The sequence below is a fragment of the Nitrospinota bacterium genome (assembly GCA_009873635.1).
Classification (GTDB): Bacteria; Nitrospinota; Nitrospinia; order Nitrospinales; family VA-1; genus LS-NOB.
Genome location: WAHY01000002.1, coordinates 35,388 through 51,483, shown reverse-complemented (window position 1 = coordinate 51,483; position 16,096 = coordinate 35,388). Strand labels below are relative to the sequence as shown.

General features: G+C 43.0%; 15 protein-coding genes and 2 pseudogenes. 10 read left to right on the top strand and 7 right to left on the bottom strand.

Going from position 1 to position 16,096, the window contains the following annotated elements:
- Nucleotides 1-725: alanine racemase (gene alr / locus F3741_01890; protein ID MZG29546.1), on the top strand; the 725-nt coding region annotated here is incomplete at its 5' end.
- On the opposite strand, the gene F3741_01885 is transcribed toward alr, so the two are convergent.
- Nucleotides 726-1,631 (bottom strand): dihydroorotate dehydrogenase, encoded by a 906-nt coding sequence (locus F3741_01885; protein MZG29545.1) that lies wholly within the window; start codon nt 1,629-1,631, stop codon nt 726-728. It lies immediately after the preceding gene.
- 181 nt (nt 1,632-1,812) lie between these two features.
- On the opposite strand from F3741_01885, the gene F3741_01880 reads away from it, so the two are divergent.
- Both F3741_01880 and F3741_01875 read left to right on the top strand, forming a co-directional pair.
- Nucleotides 1,813-2,787 carry a hypothetical protein gene (locus F3741_01880; protein ID MZG29544.1) on the top strand — a complete coding sequence of 325 codons (975 nt, stop codon included), beginning with the start codon at nt 1,813-1,815 and terminating at the stop codon, nt 2,785-2,787.
- A 249-nt stretch (nt 2,788-3,036) separates the two neighbouring features.
- On the top strand, nt 3,037-3,996 hold the full coding sequence (locus tag F3741_01875; GenBank protein MZG29543.1) for a calcium/sodium antiporter: 960 nt from the start codon (nt 3,037-3,039) through the stop codon (nt 3,994-3,996).
- A gap of 6 nt (nt 3,997-4,002) precedes the next feature.
- Here F3741_01875 and F3741_01870 read toward each other — a convergent pair whose 3' ends face one another.
- Nucleotides 4,003-6,006: a tetratricopeptide repeat protein gene (locus F3741_01870; GenBank protein MZG29542.1), complete on the bottom strand. Its 2,004-nt coding sequence runs from the start codon at nt 6,004-6,006 to the stop codon at nt 4,003-4,005.
- Between the two features lie 279 nt (nt 6,007-6,285).
- On the opposite strand from F3741_01870, the gene rph reads away from it, so the two are divergent.
- Nucleotides 6,286-7,002 carry a ribonuclease PH gene (gene rph, locus F3741_01865; protein MZG29541.1) on the top strand — a complete coding sequence of 239 codons (717 nt, stop codon included), beginning with the start codon at nt 6,286-6,288 and terminating at the stop codon, nt 7,000-7,002.
- Between the two features lie 24 nt (nt 7,003-7,026).
- Here the strand turns inward: rph and F3741_01860 are convergent, their stop codons facing one another.
- On the bottom strand, nt 7,027-7,692 hold the full coding sequence (locus F3741_01860) for an endonuclease III (GenBank protein ID MZG29540.1): 666 nt from the start codon (nt 7,690-7,692) through the stop codon (nt 7,027-7,029).
- 143 nt (nt 7,693-7,835) lie between these two features.
- Here F3741_01860 and ilvN point away from each other — a divergent pair, with 143 nt between their 5' ends.
- From ilvN to F3741_01835, 5 genes are read left to right on the top strand one after another with little or no spacing between them, the layout of a single operon-like run.
- A complete protein-coding gene (gene ilvN, locus F3741_01855; GenBank protein ID MZG29539.1) occupies nt 7,836-8,324 on the top strand; it encodes an acetolactate synthase small subunit in 489 nt (162 codons plus the stop codon).
- A gap of 2 nt (nt 8,325-8,326) precedes the next feature.
- Nucleotides 8,327-9,352 (top strand): ketol-acid reductoisomerase, encoded by a 1,026-nt coding sequence (gene ilvC / locus F3741_01850; GenBank protein MZG29538.1) that lies wholly within the window; start codon nt 8,327-8,329, stop codon nt 9,350-9,352.
- A gap of 6 nt (nt 9,353-9,358) precedes the next feature.
- Entirely contained in the window at nt 9,359-9,991 is a 633-nt protein-coding gene (locus F3741_01845; protein MZG29537.1) for a phosphatidylserine decarboxylase family protein, read from the top strand.
- A 1-nt stretch (nt 9,992) separates the two neighbouring features.
- Nucleotides 9,993-10,739 carry a CDP-diacylglycerol--serine O-phosphatidyltransferase gene (gene pssA, locus F3741_01840; GenBank protein MZG29536.1) on the top strand — a complete coding sequence of 249 codons (747 nt, stop codon included), beginning with the start codon at nt 9,993-9,995 and terminating at the stop codon, nt 10,737-10,739.
- A gap of 12 nt (nt 10,740-10,751) precedes the next feature.
- A complete protein-coding gene (locus F3741_01835; protein MZG29535.1) occupies nt 10,752-11,660 on the top strand; it encodes an acetyl-CoA carboxylase carboxyltransferase subunit beta in 909 nt (302 codons plus the stop codon).
- 237 nt (nt 11,661-11,897) lie between these two features.
- Here the strand turns inward: F3741_01835 and F3741_01830 are convergent, their stop codons facing one another.
- On the bottom strand, nt 11,898-12,857 hold the full coding sequence (locus F3741_01830; GenBank protein ID MZG29534.1) for a chlorite dismutase: 960 nt from the start codon (nt 12,855-12,857) through the stop codon (nt 11,898-11,900).
- 350 nt (nt 12,858-13,207) lie between these two features.
- Here F3741_01830 and rocD point away from each other — a divergent pair.
- Nucleotides 13,208-14,424: pseudogene (gene rocD, locus F3741_01825) on the top strand (ornithine--oxo-acid transaminase).
- Nucleotides 14,425-14,529: 105 nt separating this feature from the next.
- Here rocD and F3741_01820 read toward each other — a convergent pair.
- The 3 genes and pseudogenes from F3741_01820 to F3741_01810 form a co-directional block, all read right to left on the bottom strand.
- A pseudogene (locus tag F3741_01820) lies at nt 14,530-14,721 on the bottom strand (hypothetical protein).
- 221 nt (nt 14,722-14,942) lie between these two features.
- Nucleotides 14,943-15,407: a tetratricopeptide repeat protein gene (locus F3741_01815; protein ID MZG29533.1), complete on the bottom strand. Its 465-nt coding sequence runs from the start codon at nt 15,405-15,407 to the stop codon at nt 14,943-14,945.
- A 3-nt stretch (nt 15,408-15,410) separates the two neighbouring features.
- Nucleotides 15,411-16,034, bottom strand: a complete 624-nt coding sequence (locus F3741_01810) for a pyridoxamine 5-phosphate oxidase (GenBank protein ID MZG29532.1) — start codon at nt 16,032-16,034, stop codon at nt 15,411-15,413.
- Nucleotides 16,035-16,096 lie beyond the last annotated feature (62 nt).

The window sequence follows — 16,096 nt, the reverse complement described above, 5'->3', positions numbered from 1 at the left end:
TGGGAGTCACCCCTGAAAATTTGGCAGCACTTCTAGATAGTATTCGCAGTTTGCCAAATCTGAAAATTGAAGGTGTCTCCACCCATTTTTCCTCTGCCGATGATGAAGATCCTTCCTTCACTCTAGTTCAACTTGAAAAGTTTCGTTCCGTATTACCCATGCTGGAAAAAGAAAATATCCCAATTCTCCATTGCGCTAATACTTCTGCCTTGTTTAAATTCCCTGAAAGCCATTTCAACATGGTAAGACCAGGGCTCATTCTTTACGGTGCTCTACCCTCTCCCTCCTTGCGATCATTTGTAAACTGTGAAGAAAAGCCCTTCCAACCTGTCATGCAATGGAAAAGCCAGGTCATTCTCGTCAAAGCAATAGCAAAAGGGCAACCCATCAGTTATTCAGGCAGCTATACAACTCAAAGGGAAAGCCTTGTAGCTACTTTGCCAATCGGATATGCAGATGGACTCCACCGCACCCTGTCCAACAACATGGAAGTCCTTATCCGGGGCAAACGTGCGCCACAAATTGGGAATATCTGTATGGATATGACTCTCATTGATGTTACAGAAATTCAAGATGTGCGGGCTGGGGATGAAGTTGTCTTGTTTGGGGAACAAGAGGGAAATGTAATATCAGTCGAGGAGATGGCAGAAAAAGGAAAAACCATACCTTACGAAATTCTCTGCAATGTAGGAAAACGGGTGCCCCGGTTCTACCTGGGAGAATGATTAGACTTCACTCATTTTTATTTCAGAAACACTCTTCATTCCATTCGATGTACAGTATTTACGAATACCGTCTATCACATTTATAGTTGCTTCAGGGTCGATAAAGTTTGCCGTTCCTACCTGAACCGCTTTAGCACCAGCCAATAAAAACTCAACCGCATCATCACCACTTGCTATTCCTCCAAGTCCAATAACAGGGATGTTGACTGCCTGCGCAGTTTTATATACGAGATTTAACGCAAGGGGTTTAATCGCCGGCCCCGAAAGTCCCCCGGTCTTGTTTGAAAGATGGGGTTTTCTGGTTTTCAAGTCAATCGACATCCCCACAAAGGTATTGCACACTGACAAGGCATCGGCTCCTCCGTCTTCTGCCGCCTTTGCCAGTAAGGTTATGTCAGTCACGTTGGGAGATAACTTAACGATCAAAAACTTTCGCGTCGTTTTTTTCACTAATGAAACCACCTCTGTCAAAACCTCCGGATCAGAACTGAATTGCAACCCTCCCTTTTCTACATTTGGACAGGAAACATTCATCTCTAATGCATCCAATCGCTCCACATCAGACAAAGCCCGTGCCATCTCTACATACTCATCAGTGGTATCACCAAAAAAGTTTACGATAATCCGGGTGCTCAGTTTCTCCAACTGAGGCAGTTTATCGGTTATGAAAGACTCCAGTCCTATATTCTCCAAACCTATCGCATTGAGCATACCTGAAGAAGTTTCGATCACCCTTGGAACGGGATTTCCTGTTTTAGGTTTTAATGAGAGCCCTTTTGTCGAAAATCCACCCAATGCATTCAGGTCTACAATCGAACCATATTCCAGTCCATAACCAAAAGTTCCCGATGCCGCTATGACCGGGTTTTTCAAATGTAAACTGCCCAGGTTAACCGACAGATCCATGACAACGATTCCTTATCTTATTGACAATTAAGGAGTTATAAGATATATTTTCTACTGAGTGGAATCAAAAAGGGTAAAAAGCCCTGTTCCTGATACATCCTAACATTCACAACTTAAGTTGTCCCAAAATAAAACCAGATTATATTTTAACTCAAAATATTAACTAAAAAGGCCACCGATTATGCTGGAAACAAAAGAACAGAAAACATTACCTTTCGAGGAAAGCAGCCAGCCTCTTGAGGAAACCACAAAATACCAAAAGCGAATTGATGATCTCATTGAAGATGCCGAAATTGAAGCAGAAATGGAAGCGGAAAAAAAGATCAGGTCAAAGAATTCGCGTATGCTTTCTATTTCGATGATCGGTATCGGCCTGTTAGGCCTGGTTTATTTTCAGGTTAATAACCAGGTTCCTAATGAACCTAAAAATGAAACGGTAACGGAAGTCACTGAGACGGCAGAAGAAAAACTGGCAAAACAAGTACCTGTAGTCGAAGATGGGTCCAGCGCATCCAGTCTGCCCATTCCACAGTCCACAAGTCCTGTAAAGCCGCTTGAAAACCCTTTTATCAAAGAGCCGAAGACCAAGAGTTCCCCTCCTCCTGTTAAAAAGGTAAAGAAAACTCCTTTAAAAGAAAAAATAGCGTCAGCCCCCAAGCCAAAATCCACTCCTAAAAAAACAGCGCCCGCTTTAAAAAGTGAAAGCTCCAAGTTTTATATTCAAGTTGGTGCATTCGGAGTTAAACAAAATGCGGATACGCTTGTCAAAAAACTTAAAAGCAAAGGCTTTTCTCCTTCTATTCAAACACAATCAAAGAAATTAAGCCGCTATGTTGTTACAGTTGGAAATTTTGCCAATAAAAAAGCCGGTGCTAATAAGTTAAAAGAACTTACCAGAAAAGGATACGATGCTTCTTATTTCCAGAATTCCAAAAAATCATTCAGCTTGAAAGTTGGTCAATTTAAATCTCTAAAGGATACTCAGAAAGCGCAGGACAACCTGAGCATAAAGGGCTTTCTGTCAGAATCGCACAAGGCTGAAGTTCCTGTAAAAACCTACATGGTTCAACTGGGCGTATTTCCCAACAAAGAAAAAGCACGTATAACCCAGGAAAAGTTGTCCAGAGCAGGATTTTCTAAATCATTTATACGTTAAATACTGACAAAGTATAGCCAATTCTTCTTTTAAATCTATTGCCTTAACGCTGACCTGCTATTTGTTTCAAGTCAAGTGGGTTGATAATTACCTTCCACGTATGGTATCTCTTCACTTCACCTTTTTAATTGGTGAAATACTGATTATCAGGTGAACAAAGAGTTGCCCGGACTAAACACACTTCTGCTGGTTGCTGCCCACAGCTGATGGGTTGCTATTTCCTTCCCACCCTGGTGGGCAATTATCCGCATTTATCCGAGGTATTTATTGCTTGATCTAATAAAAATAGCTGCCGGACTGGCACTTTTATATTATGGCGGAAATTTTTTAGTAACAGGCAGTGTTCGCCTTGCTCGAGTGTTGCAGATAAGCCCTTTTATAATTGGTGCCACCGTTGTCGCTTTTGGAACCTCCGCTCCAGAACTGGCGGTTGCCGTTCTTGCTGCATTAGACGGCACCTCGGAGCTTGCTATGGGCAATGTTATTGGAAGTAATGTAGCTAACATTGGCCTCGTCCTTGGACTTACAGCTCTTATTTCTACTATGACGATCGCACCTGATCGGCTAAATCGGGAGTCACCTCCACTTTTACTGGCATCTCTATTAATTGTTTTGATTGCGTGGAATCTGGAGATTAATCGTTACGAAGGTTTTTTTATGGTTTGCCTTTTGGGACTCTATATATGGAGATCACTCAGCCATAAAGAAGATTTTTCTGGTGAACCGGAAGAAGAATCAAATTTGTTTTCAGGAAAAGGGCCTGCATTCCAGTTCGCGCTTATTGTACTGGGACTGACACTTTTGGTCGGTGGTGCAAAGTTATTAGTCGAAGGGGGTGTAGGGGTAGCCAGAAGCCTGGGAATCAGTGAATGGTTTATAGGCATCACCATCGTTGCTATAGGAACCAGTCTCCCTGAAATTGTTTCATCTGTTATCGCAGCAAAACGAGGACATAGTGAAATGGCGATTGGAAATATTTTTGGAAGTAATATCTTCAACATCCTGATGGTTCTAGGCCTGACAGCAACGATTCATCCGTTGCAGATCAAGGAGCCTATTCAGCCTGACCTGGTTATCGCTACCGTTATCACTATTGTTCTGGTGGCTATGATTGCTTTCGGAAAACATTCATTGGGGAAAGCAAAAGGGTTAGTTTTGCTAATGTTTTATTTTGCTTATATTGGACTAAAAGGCGCAGGGGTTTTATAAAAACTATCAGGCAGGCGGATTAGGCTTTATATTCTTAAACTTCCATAATTGCTGCTTGTAATAGGGGTTATTAGGCTCCAGCTTAATGGCCTCCTGAATTTTTTCCAAAGCTTTATCAGTCTCGCCCCGAACATAATGAATTTCTGAAAGCGTATCTATATACTCAGGCCGTTTAGGGAAAGCTTTCAATGTCTGACTTGACAGATCAAAAGCTTTTTTAAGGTTATTTTTTTTCTTTGCATACAGCCAGGCCAGACGGTTCATAACTTCATAGTTGCCTTTATCAAGTTCATTAGATTTCTCGCAATGCTTGGTGGCAACTGTAAAGTATCCTTTTTTTGTATAAACATTACAAATTGATAAAAAGACTTTAGGGTTATTTGGTTCTTTTTGAGAAACCGGAAGAAGGAGTTCCAGAGATTCATCCAATTCTTTTTTTTCCACCATTGCCAATACCAACCCCATAATAAAATCCGAGTTTTCAGGTTCCTTGTCCAGGGCTTTTTGAAATGAATCTCTGGCTGGATCCAGTTTTTCCCTGGCCAACAACACAATCCCCAATTCATAATGAGAAGGCCCATGAGCAGGGTTCAGAGCAATAGCATTGGACAGCAGAGATTGGGCACGACCCCATTTTCCTTCACTGGAAACCAGTTTACCCAGTTGATAATGGCTGAGAGAGTCCTTGGGGTTTAGCTTTATAGCTTTTTCTAATGCAAGTTTGGCTTTTTGCTTTTCATTCTTGTCAGAATAAATTTTTCCTAAACGCGCTTGCACGACAGGATTTTCTGAGTCAAGAGTCTCCGCGACTTTATAAGTTTCAAGCGACTCATCCAGCAATCCTTTAGTGTAATACCAGTCAGCAATACGAATTTGGGCTTGAAAGTTTTGCGGAAACAAGTTGGCCGCTTTTTTAAATGCCTCCACAGATTCATCTTCCTTACCTGTTTCCAGAAGTAGTTTTCCCAAAGCCAGATGTAAGTCAGGCTTGTCATTTTTAAGGTTTATTGCTTCTTTAATTTCTACAAGAGCCTTGTCATAATTCTTTTGTAATGAGTAGAGTTTACTAAGCGACTCATGAGGCTCATATGCACTTGCATTTAACTCAACACTCATTTCAAGCGATTCACGAGCTTTTTCAAGTTCTTCCTGCCCAAGATACAAAAGACCCATTTTATAAAAAGCTGTTCCACTCTTAGGGTCAATCTCCAGTGCCTGTTTATAGGACTTTACCGCATCCTTTATTTGACCCTTTGAGGAATATACATTTGCCTGTTTTATGCGATATTCAGCATTCGCAGGACTCAAATCAATGGCCCTTTGAAACTGGGCCAATGCATCGTTATAAAGCTTGTCTTCAAAGTAAATATCACCCAGCCCCGCATAAACTTTTGGTTCAACTCGAGAAACGGTCAGCGCCTTTTTCAAAACTGCTTCAGCATCTTCATATTTTTTTTCAGAAAGAAGCCTATAACCTTTTTTAACCAAAGGTCCCAGTCTATCCTCTTTGCTCGGATAAAACCAAGTCAGCCCGGCTATTACTAGAACAGCAATTGCAATACCGGCGGCCTTTTTTACTGGAAAAATAGGTTTTGAATCGGGTTTAGATGTTTTCTCTGGAGGGGATTTGGCAACCTTCACCGATTTAGGAACGGGCCTTTCCAGTGTTTCAATTTCCTCCTTTACGGTTTTTGGGGGCTCGTCGATCATCTTACAACGACCCTCAAAATTGGACCCCTCATCAATGATCAAATGATACGTTGAAATGTCACCGGTCAAACGGCTGTCATTCATCAGGACTACTTTATTTTCGGCAAAAAGGTTGCCCTGAATAAAACCCATATTGGTTACATTACAGGTTTTTATATTGCCAAGGATCTTGCCCGACTTACCAACCACAAAATGATCGGATGAGTAAATCTCCCCTTCATAGTCACCATCAAAGCGAACCGCTCCTTTTACCCAGAGAGTGCCCTTAAGCCTGATTCCTTTTTCAAAATAGGAGTCCATAAGCCAGCAAAGAAAAACAAAAGGTTTATTATCAAGAATGGTCCAAATACTATCAAATAATTGAATATGTTACAAGCAACTAACAAATGCTTTCGGGTCTTTAACCAGGGTACTTTCCGTAACTTTTAGCAGGGAATAATTCTTTCAGGGTTTTCTTCATAATGAAATTCGAGATTAGCTGCAGTTGAAAAATTGATTCATAACTGCTAGTTTAATCACTTTTTATATTTCCCGATGCAATAATTTTCAAACTATTCACTCACTTTTCCAAGGAATACCATGTCCAGAAACCAAGGCCGCGCCCACAATATGTGCCGAAAAGTTAAAGTCGTTAAAAATTACACCATGCACCCGGCAGGTTCAGTTCTCATCCAGATGGGTAATACAAAAGTCATTTGCGCAGCCACGGTAGAAGAAAAAGTCCCTTCCTTCCTCAGGGGAAAAAACAGTGGCTGGGTTACTGCAGAATACTCAATGCTCCCTTCTTCAACCAATGTAAGAAGTCCAAGGGAAGCATCGCGTGGAAAGTTGTCGGGAAGAACACAGGAAATCCAACGTCTCATCGGACGTTCACTCCGCACAGTCATAGACCTTGAAAAACTAGGTGAGCGTACCATCTGGCTCGACTGTGATGTGATTCAGGCTGATGGTGGAACTCGTTGTGCTTCCATAACCGGCGCTTTCATGGCAATGGTAATGGCCCTTAAAAAATTGAAAAAGGAAAAGTTGATTAATGAGCTTCCCATCTTAGATTATGTAGCCGCAATCAGTGTAGGCATTGTCAATAATAAAAAAGTGCTTGATCTGGACTACTCGGAAGACTCAAACGCTGAAGTTGATTTAAATATAGTTAAGACCGGATCAGGAGGATATGTCGAAATACAGGGAACCGCCGAACAGGAACCATTTAATGACAAACAACTGGATGGGCTCCTTAAACTGGCCGATAAAGGCATCAAGGAATTAATAGAACTACAGAAAAAAACCGTCGGCTAACACTCGGCGTGCAGCCAACTTAACTTATTGCACACTGCCCCCACGGCTAGTGGTCACGCCAATTTTCGGGCAACTATCTTCTATTTCACAAACCCCGCAAAATGGTGAGACCGGCTTACAAATGTTCTGCCCGAAACTCACCAATAAATCGTTATATCCCTTCCAATACTTCCGGGGCAATATCTTACGCAATTCAGACTCAGTTTCATCAGGGGTTCCTGTTTTCACATATCCCCAGCGATTGGAAATACGGTGTACATGAATGTCTACACAGATCCCTGGTTTATTGTGCCCCAGAATCATTGTCAGGTTGGCTGTTTTACGCCCTACTCCCTTTAGCTTTAACAAATCCTCCAAAGTGTCAGGAACCTTTCCTTCATAATTTTGCACCAGGTCTTTACATAGTTCTTTAAGGGATCGTGCCTTATTTCGAAAAAACGCAGCAGGATAAATTGCTTTCTCTATTTCTTTGATGGAAAGCTTCATCAATTGATCCGGGGTTTTTGCCAGGCTGAACAAACGGAGTGAAGCAGGTTCAGTGACTTCATCTCGTGTACGCAAACTGATTATGCAACTCACTAATACAGCAAAAGGATCATTCTTTTGACTGATCACGGTCACACTCGGTGTTCGAAAATTACGGACAACCTTTTTTACCTGGGTCAAAACTCTATCAATAGGAAACGCCATGAATTTTCTCTTTGATCAGCTATTTTTGGTCCCTAATCTATTCTTTTATTAGGAAAAAAGCGTTGATTTTGCTACTATAAGGGTTTTTAAAAAACCCCTCCCCATAAAGGTTAGGGTGAACCTCAAACCCGGATTTCAAGAAAATGCAGCATACCATTTCTGTATTAATGAACAACCGTTTCGGTGTTTTGTCCCGCGTATCAGGACTCTTTAGCAGTCGTGGATTCAATATAGAGAGTCTGAATGTTGCTGAAACTTCCGACCCAACCGTTTCCCGCATGACTATTGTCACCCGCGGAGATGATGCCAAAATAGAGCAAGTCACAAAACAACTAAACAAACTGGTTGATGTTATCAAGGTCATTGACCTGACTGAGGAAAGCTTTGTTGACAGGGAGTTGTTATTGATAAAAATGAATGCTGAAGTCCGAGTCAGGGAAGAGATTCTTAGAATTGTGGATCTGTTTAGAGCCAAAGTTGTAGATGTCAGCCCCAGTACTTATACCATTGAGATAACCGGCGATGAAGGAAAAATAACGGGCTTTCTGGATATGTTAACTCCCTTGGGAATTAAGGAAATTGTCCGGTCTGGAAGAATTGCTATTAGTCGAGGAAATAAATCGATCAATTAAACTTGTTTAGTAGAAGGAGATCCATTTTGTCGAAGATTCTTTATAACAAAGATGCGGATATTAAAATCATAAAGAAAAAAACTGTTGCCATAATTGGTTATGGCAGCCAGGGTCATGCTCACGCCAGAAACCTGCATGACAGTGGAGTTAAAGTAATCGTTGGCTTGAGAAAAGGCAGTGCTTTCTGGAAGAGAGCCCAAAAGGATGGGTTGAACGTTATGACCGTTCCGGAAGCTGCCAAAAAAGCAGATATCATGATGATCTTGATTCCTGATGACAAACAAAAGGCCATGTATGAAAATGATATCGAACCGAATTTGAAAAAAGGTATGGCTTTAGCATTTGGCCATGGGTTTAACATTCATTTTGGCCAGATCGTTCCGCCAAAAGATGTCGATGTATTTATGGTTGCCCCGAAAGGCCCGGGTCATTTAGTACGAAGAACCTACGAGCAGGGAGCTGGTGTCCCCTGTTTAATGGCTATTCATCAGAATGTCACCAAAAATGCCAGGAAGATTGCCCTGGCCTATGCCAAAGGCATAGGAGGAACCCGTGCCGGCGTGCTCGAAACCAATTTTAAAGAAGAGACCGAAACCGATCTATTTGGTGAACAGGCCGTATTATGCGGAGGTGTTTCTGAGCTGATTCGCGCTGGATACGATACTCTTGTGGATGCTGGATATAACCCGGACCTTGCCTACTTCGAGTGTCTCCATGAACTCAAGTTGATTGTTGACCTGATTTACGAAGGTGGAATTGGCAATATGCGATATTCCATTAGCACAACTGCCGCATATGGAGATGTAACGCGGGGGCCACGTATTATCACTCAGGAGACCCGTGAAGAAATGAAGCGGATTCTGGGCGAGATTCAAAGCGGTGCCTTCGCTAAGGAATTTATTCTGGAAAATATGGCCAATCGTCCCCTGTTTAATGCCAGATTGGCACAGGATAAAGCTCACCGTATCGAACAGGTCGGAGAAAAGCTCAGAAAAATGATGCCTTTTGTTGGCAAGAAGGTACAGTAAACACCTATGCGAATTCCTATAGCTAAAGAGGGGTATGTATTCATCATTCCCCTCCTTGTTTTAACCTGGGGATTCTGTGCTCTATCCTGGTTCTGGGCCACAGGGTTATTTGGCGGACTTCTCCTGTTTGTCACGTGGTTTTTTCGTGACCCTGAAAGAGTTATACCCGATGACCCTAATGCCATCGTTTCACCCGGGGATGGCAGGATAGTTGAAATAGTCCCAGAACAAGATCCTCTGCTTGAAAATGAAGGGTATACACGGATAAGCGTATTTCTGAATGTGTTTAACGTTCATGTCAACCGTGTGCCTATTGCCGGTAAGATTCAGGCATATCGCTATAATAAAGGGAAATTTTTAAACGCCGCCAGCCACAAGGCCTCATTGGATAACGAACAAAGCGCTATCCTATTGAATAATGGTCATGTTACAATTTTAGTGAAGCAAATTGCCGGTTTGATTGCTCGCAGAATTGTATGCTGGGCAAAAGAAGGTGATGAATTTCAACGTGGACAACGCTACGGCTTAATCCGTTTCGGCTCACGTATGGATGTGTTTGTACCTCAGGGTACAGATATCAAAGTTGCTGTTGGCGATATTGTCAATGGAGGAAGCTCCATCATTGGATATTTAAAATAATATGAAACCCAAAAAAGGCATTCACATCCTGCCAAGTTTGTTCACCACAGGAAATGTGTTTTGCGGATTCTACGCATTTGTAGCGGTATTGAACGAACAGTTTTATTTGGCCGCCTGGGCTATTGTAATAGGTATGATATTTGACGGGTTAGATGGTCGCATCGCCCGACTGACAAAAACCACCAGCGCATTTGGAGAACAATACGATTCTCTGGCAGATATCATTACCTTTGGCATGGCTCCAGCCTTCCTGGCATACTCCTGGGTATTAAAGCCCTTTGGCCGACTGGGTTGGATGGCGGCTTTCCTGTTCTTATTATGTGCCGCTTTGAGGCTGGCCAGGTTCAATGTCACCAAATCTGAAGTCCGCAGCCAACACTTCATAGGCCTGCCAAGCCCCGCCGCGGCAGTGGTGGTAGCATCTATTGTTATTGCGTTTGAAGATCTTTTTGCCACGCGCATGAATCCTTTTATCATGGTAATGGTGGTTTATACTCTGGCGTTTCTCATGGTCAGCAATATAAAATACCCTGCCTTCAAGCAGTTAGAATTTAAAAAACGGGTGGTTTTTTCCCGCTTTCTATTCGTGATATTATTCATTTATGTTCTTGCGACCATACCCAGAGTTGCATTGTTCATTCTTGGCATCAGTTATGCTGTTATAGGTCCAATTAGTTTATTGTTGGCTAATAAAAAAGTGGAGTCTGAATCCAACGAGACATCCCCTCCTCCAATAAACAACCACTAAGCGAGAATAGATATGTCATGGATTGATAAAATCAAGGCCGGAATCGGCGGAAAAAAAACCACCAAAGATGAAGATCTCTGGGTCAATTGTAAAAAATGTAAAGAACAGATTTTTATCGCCGAGCTGGAAGACAACCTCAAGGTCTGCCCTCACTGTGATTACCATTTCCGGTTAGAGACTCGACAAAGAATACATCAGCTCCTGGATCAGGATACGTTTACAGAATATGACCAGACCCTTGCCTCCTCTGATCCTTTAAAGTTCAAAGACACAAAAAAATATAAAGAAAGAATCAAGTCATCGGCAAAAAAAGGACTCTCCAATGACGCGATCATTACCGGCTCCGGATCAATAGAAGGACTACCCGTTGAACTCTGCGCTTTTGACTTCAGTTTCATGGGGGGAAGCATGGGTTCGGTGGTGGGTGAAAAAATTACCCGAACTATAGAACGCGCTATTGAAAGCAATTCAGCTCTAATTATAGTAAGCTGTTCTGGTGGTGCCAGAATGCAGGAGGGAATCTTTTCTCTAATGCAAATGGCAAAAACCTCTGCCGCTCTCAGCAAGTTGAGCAACAAAAAAATTCCCTATATCTCTATCTTGACTGACCCGACCATGGGCGGTGTCTCTGCAAGTTTCTCCATGCTTGGAGACATAATTCTTGCAGAACCAGGAGCTCTGGTTGGATTCGCGGGCCCCCGTGTGATCGAACAGACTATTAAACAGAAGCTACCCGCAGGATTCCAAAGAGCTGAATTTTTGCTGGATCACGGTCTCATCGACAACGTAGTACACCGTAAAGAATTGAAATCCACCCTCGCCCATTTGCTCAGGTTATTACAAAACAAACCTGAAGAAGAGACTAAGCCCGAATCAGAAAACCCTGTCCTCACAAAACCTCCGGAACTACTGGGAGCCTAATCACCAGGCGTAGGGCCAGAAACAATAGCATTAGCAGACTGTAAATAATCTTCTAGACTTGATAAATCCTTAACCCCTTGAGGTTATTTTTTAGAAGAAGCTTATCGATTTCTTTTTGAAGTCAGGCAGGGCTTGGAAGCATCGTTGTTAATACCGATGTACTAAGCATAACCGGTGATCTCAAAGGGACACTGGTAAACAATGAATCCTGAATTCCGCAGCAAATATTAACGCCTTTTAACAGCCCAGGCTATGGACAGCGTCTTCAATCGACATGGCAATACAGGTGAAGATAGGAGTATCTTCTTTCACATACCGGCTTCCTTCTGTTTCCCTCAGTTCCTGAACCAGATCTAGAAAATCATCAGGAGAATTGGACTCGAAAGCAACAACAAATTCGTAATCGTCAATACCAAAACAATAGGTCGTATTCAATTTAACGGAAGGATATTTGTTGCCGACATAAATATGCTCGTCCATGATTCCCTGTCGGGTGAACTGTGTCAGCAGATACCATTCTCGTGTCTTGACGAAAGGGTAAATGAAAAGATATTTCGCCTTGCCCGGAATAATGTGAGTACGGTCTTCTTCGTGCTCGGGATTTATGAAGTCCATATACATCGACCGCTTGGTCATGGAAAGATAAGAATACGGTGTATGCAGATATCTTCCCAACCCGGTCTGCATAAGCTTGGTGGTCATTGTCTGGAACTCTTCAAGAGAGTAAGAGATGCGCCAGGTCATTATATCAACATCACCACGCAGGCCGACCATTGAGTAACACAGTAAAATCATATCGGAACTGTTATCGTATTCTTCAAGCACATCAATAAACTCTTTCATACCCTGATCGCGTTCATCTTTGGGCAGTCGGCGAAATGCCGGATCGAGTTTATAGAAAGTGAAACTTATGTATTGACGTTGGACGGGGTTTTCATCACTGGAAGCTTTCTGCTCTTCTGCTTTCTTTTTACGAGCCTGCTCCATAGCTTCGCCTTCACGTTCCTGGCGAGCCTTGGAGACAACAATGTCATCAACTATTGTGATGCCTTTATCTTTGGCATATTGTTCAATGCCACGCACCACACTTTTGCGGACGAAAAATGGCACGTTAGTCATACGGCTCTGGGCTTCATCGGTCCATTCCAACTCAAGCGCAGGCATAAAATCTTCCAACTCTTTGTCGTCAATACTCATATGTTTATTCTCAATTAATAAAATGGTTTTTGGAAAGTCTTATTATATCTAAAACTGATTGGAAATCAAAGCTTAAACCGGCTTGCTGGTAGTTATAGTCATTTACCATAATCTGGTCAATATCTCTCACCCGGATACAGGTTTTTGAATGTTTACCAAATTATTGTCCTAACCAGAGTTCCAATCATCATATCTCAGGCAATTATCATGGGGTCATCTCTGTAATACTCAGGTTTTTTCCATATTCAGCTTGTCTAGAGAGCATATTATGCCTTTTCACCTAGCGGGTACATAAATTGAGACCTAAATTACTATTGAGGAAAATGCTGAACGATTTAGAGGTACTCGAAATGGACTCAACCGTCACTTATTCAAATGCTCAAAGCTTTATAGATCTCGAAAATGAGTTTGGGGCGAACAATTATAAGCCTCTTGATGTAGTTCTGGCCCGGGGCCAGGGCGTCTGGGTCTGGGATGTGGAAGGTAATAAATATCTGGATATGCTGGCATCGTATTCTGCCCTCAACCAGGGGCACTGCCATCCCCGCATCATGAATGCCCTGATCGAACAAGCCCAAAAGCTTACCCTGGTTTCCCGGGCTTTCCGGACTGACCAATTGGGGCTTTTCTACAAAGAAATTTGTGAAATGACCCATTCACACTGTGTATTGCCCATGAATACGGGTGTCGAGGCTGTTGAGACCGCCCTCAAAGCCGCCCGTAAATGGGGTTACAAAATTAAAGAAATCCCTGATGACTTGGCCGAAATCATTGTCTGCGCCAATAACTTCCATGGCCGGACCACCACCATCGTCGGGTTTAGCTCTGAATCACAATATAAAGACGGGTTCGGTCCTTTCGCACCCGGATCATCACCATCCCCTTCGGGGATGCGGAAGCTCTTGAATGGGCCATCACTCCAAACACCGTTGCCTTTCTGGTGGAACCCATTCAGGGCGAAGGGGGAATCATAGTGCCACCTGCCGGTTATCTGAAAAAAGCTAGCGAAATTTGTGACAGGCATAATGTCCTGCTCATTCTCAATGAAATTCAAACAGGACTGGGCAGGACCGGAAAACTTTTTGCCGAAGAACATGAGGGTATCGAATCTGACCTCACTTTAGTAGGTAAAGCTCTTTCAGGCGGAGTCAATCCCGTGTCCGCCGTGCTCTCCAACAAAGAAGCCCTCTCTGTTTTTGAACCGGGTGACCACGGCAGCACCTATGGGGGCAATCCACTTGCCTGCGCTGTTGCGCGCGAAGCCCTTAAGGCCATTGAAGACAAAAATCTTATTTAAAAATATATATTTATTTTTCATTACCTTAAGTAATTAATGAAGAATATTATCTCCCCCTACGTGAAAGAAGTTCGGGGTAAAGGATTGCTTATCGGTGTAGAGTTGAAGAAGTCTGCCGGAGAAGCGAGGAAGTTCTGCGAAGCATTGATGGAAAAAGGCATCCTCTGCAAAGAAACCCATAAACACGTGATCCGTTTTGCTCCGCCACTCGTTATTACGAGAGAAGAACTCGATTGGGCTCTTGAACGGATTGAAACTGTTTTAAAGTGATCGCTCCATATTCTACCTGGGTCAAATTTTTGTTCGCTGTATAGTCTCAACACCACCTGCAATATCAGTATCTATCCGATCCAGCTTTTTGTCTCTGCGGTAGGTAGAAAGATTGCCCATGAAATGGATGTTGGACTGGGGACAAATCCAGCCTTCTCCAGAATTAATCCAGCACTCATCTTCCACCCACTCCTGCGCTTCTTCTTCTGTTTCGCAATAGTCGCCATTCTGAAGACAATCTGAAGCGACTTTAGAATGGCACTCCACCGAAAATTGATTGTCTTTTTTGATGATCAACAGGGTTGCCTTTCAATAATTGGAAATATTCTTACCGGCTGAGCTTGTTTATTTTAGCAAGTTTTTACAATTTTGTAACCCGACACCTCCAATAGTGGACTTTGCGATATCCCCTTCCGAAAATTTCGTGGGTGAGGGGGGATCTTTTATGAACCCCTCTTCCCCGAAGAGGGGCTGGGGTGATTTTCGTCATGGCGAGCCACCAGGCGTTAGGCTAGTGGTTAGTTGAGGTTGGCACGGCAGTTTGCAATATAGGTCCGGTTGATTTGGGCATAAGGCTGGATTTCAAGAGCCTTCTGGAAGCTGCGAATTGCCTCCTCGAATCGTTTCAGTTCAAACAGACACAGCCCCAGCCCATTGAGAGCGCCAAAATGGTGAGGGATTCGTTTCAAAACTTCTTCGCATTCTTTTATGGACTCATCGTATTGTCCCATGAGAAACAGGAGAGTAGCGAGTTTGTTGTGAGCTTCGGCGAATTCGGGGCATTTCTCAACAAGGGTTTGCAACGCGATCAACGCCTCATCGTGCTTTTGCCGATCCATCAACTCCGTTGCCTCATTCAAGTCACGTTCCAGTTCAGCGCCCTCCTGTCGATGCCAGATGATCCATAGTTCACGGGTCGCATTCTCCCGTGTGGTCGGGTCTTCACTCTTCAAATCTTCCAGTAACTGCTCGGTATTATCCAAAGTTTATTTACTCCTGGACTTTCTGCGGGTTGTTTTTCTGGTCACAAACGTATTACTTTTCTTATGCGTTTCCAAGTTCGTTCCCCAGTGAATTTCCTTCTTCATTTTTTTGAGCCGGGGGATGTGCTTTGAACAATGAATATAGGCTTCTTCTATTTCAACGACCACCCAGCACTCCGCTTTAAGCCCCCCTCCTTTGGGAATATTTTTCTTAAGGTCATCCGGTACCAAACCACTAATTGCCTGGTCCATAAATATCCGAACTTTGCCATTTACATGCAGACCAACCGTGCTGTCAAAAAAGTCAACGAATATCATTCCAACATGAGGGTTTTCCATGATGTTCCCCATACTGGCGAAGACTCCATTGCCCCTGTACTCGGGGAACGCCAGGGTTTTGTCATTGATAACCCGAACCCATCCCGGTGGACCGTTTCTAAAAGAGCAGTCGCATTCACCGTTCGCGTCAGAAGTGGCAATGCAAACGATTTCCTGATTGGAAATAAACTCGCACATCTCAGGGTTGAGATGATCCAGCATCTGATTTTTATAGAAAGCCTGAGCCTTCTTCGCAGTGCCGAGCTTTTTTTGCAGTTTATGTTCCCCTTTGGAACCCGGTAGCTTCATAAATTTAACCTCGATAATTTCAAATACACTGTTAAATATCTCTTCCACTCTTCAACTCATAA

Bases quoted from the DNA above. Each gene is read 5' to 3' on its own strand.
- F3741_01885 (MZG29545.1), bottom strand. From the start codon at position 1,631: ATGGATCTGTCGGTTAACCTGGGCAGTTTACATTTGAAAAACCCGGTC.
- F3741_01880 (MZG29544.1), top strand. From the start codon at position 1,813: ATGCTGGAAACAAAAGAACAGAAAACATTACCTTTCGAGGAAAGCAGC.
- F3741_01870 (MZG29542.1), bottom strand. From the start codon at position 6,006: ATGGACTCCTATTTTGAAAAAGGAATCAGGCTTAAGGGCACTCTCTGG.
- rph (MZG29541.1), top strand. From the start codon at position 6,286: ATGTCCAGAAACCAAGGCCGCGCCCACAATATGTGCCGAAAAGTTAAA.
- F3741_01860 (MZG29540.1), bottom strand. From the start codon at position 7,692: ATGGCGTTTCCTATTGATAGAGTTTTGACCCAGGTAAAAAAGGTTGTC.
- ilvN (MZG29539.1), top strand. From the start codon at position 7,836: ATGCAGCATACCATTTCTGTATTAATGAACAACCGTTTCGGTGTTTTG.
- F3741_01845 (MZG29537.1), top strand. From the start codon at position 9,359: ATGCGAATTCCTATAGCTAAAGAGGGGTATGTATTCATCATTCCCCTC.
- pssA (MZG29536.1), top strand. From the start codon at position 9,993: ATGAAACCCAAAAAAGGCATTCACATCCTGCCAAGTTTGTTCACCACA.
- F3741_01835 (MZG29535.1), top strand. From the start codon at position 10,752: ATGTCATGGATTGATAAAATCAAGGCCGGAATCGGCGGAAAAAAAACC.
- F3741_01830 (MZG29534.1), bottom strand. From the start codon at position 12,857: ATGAGTATTGACGACAAAGAGTTGGAAGATTTTATGCCTGCGCTTGAG.
- F3741_01810 (MZG29532.1), bottom strand. From the start codon at position 16,034: ATGAAGCTACCGGGTTCCAAAGGGGAACATAAACTGCAAAAAAAGCTC.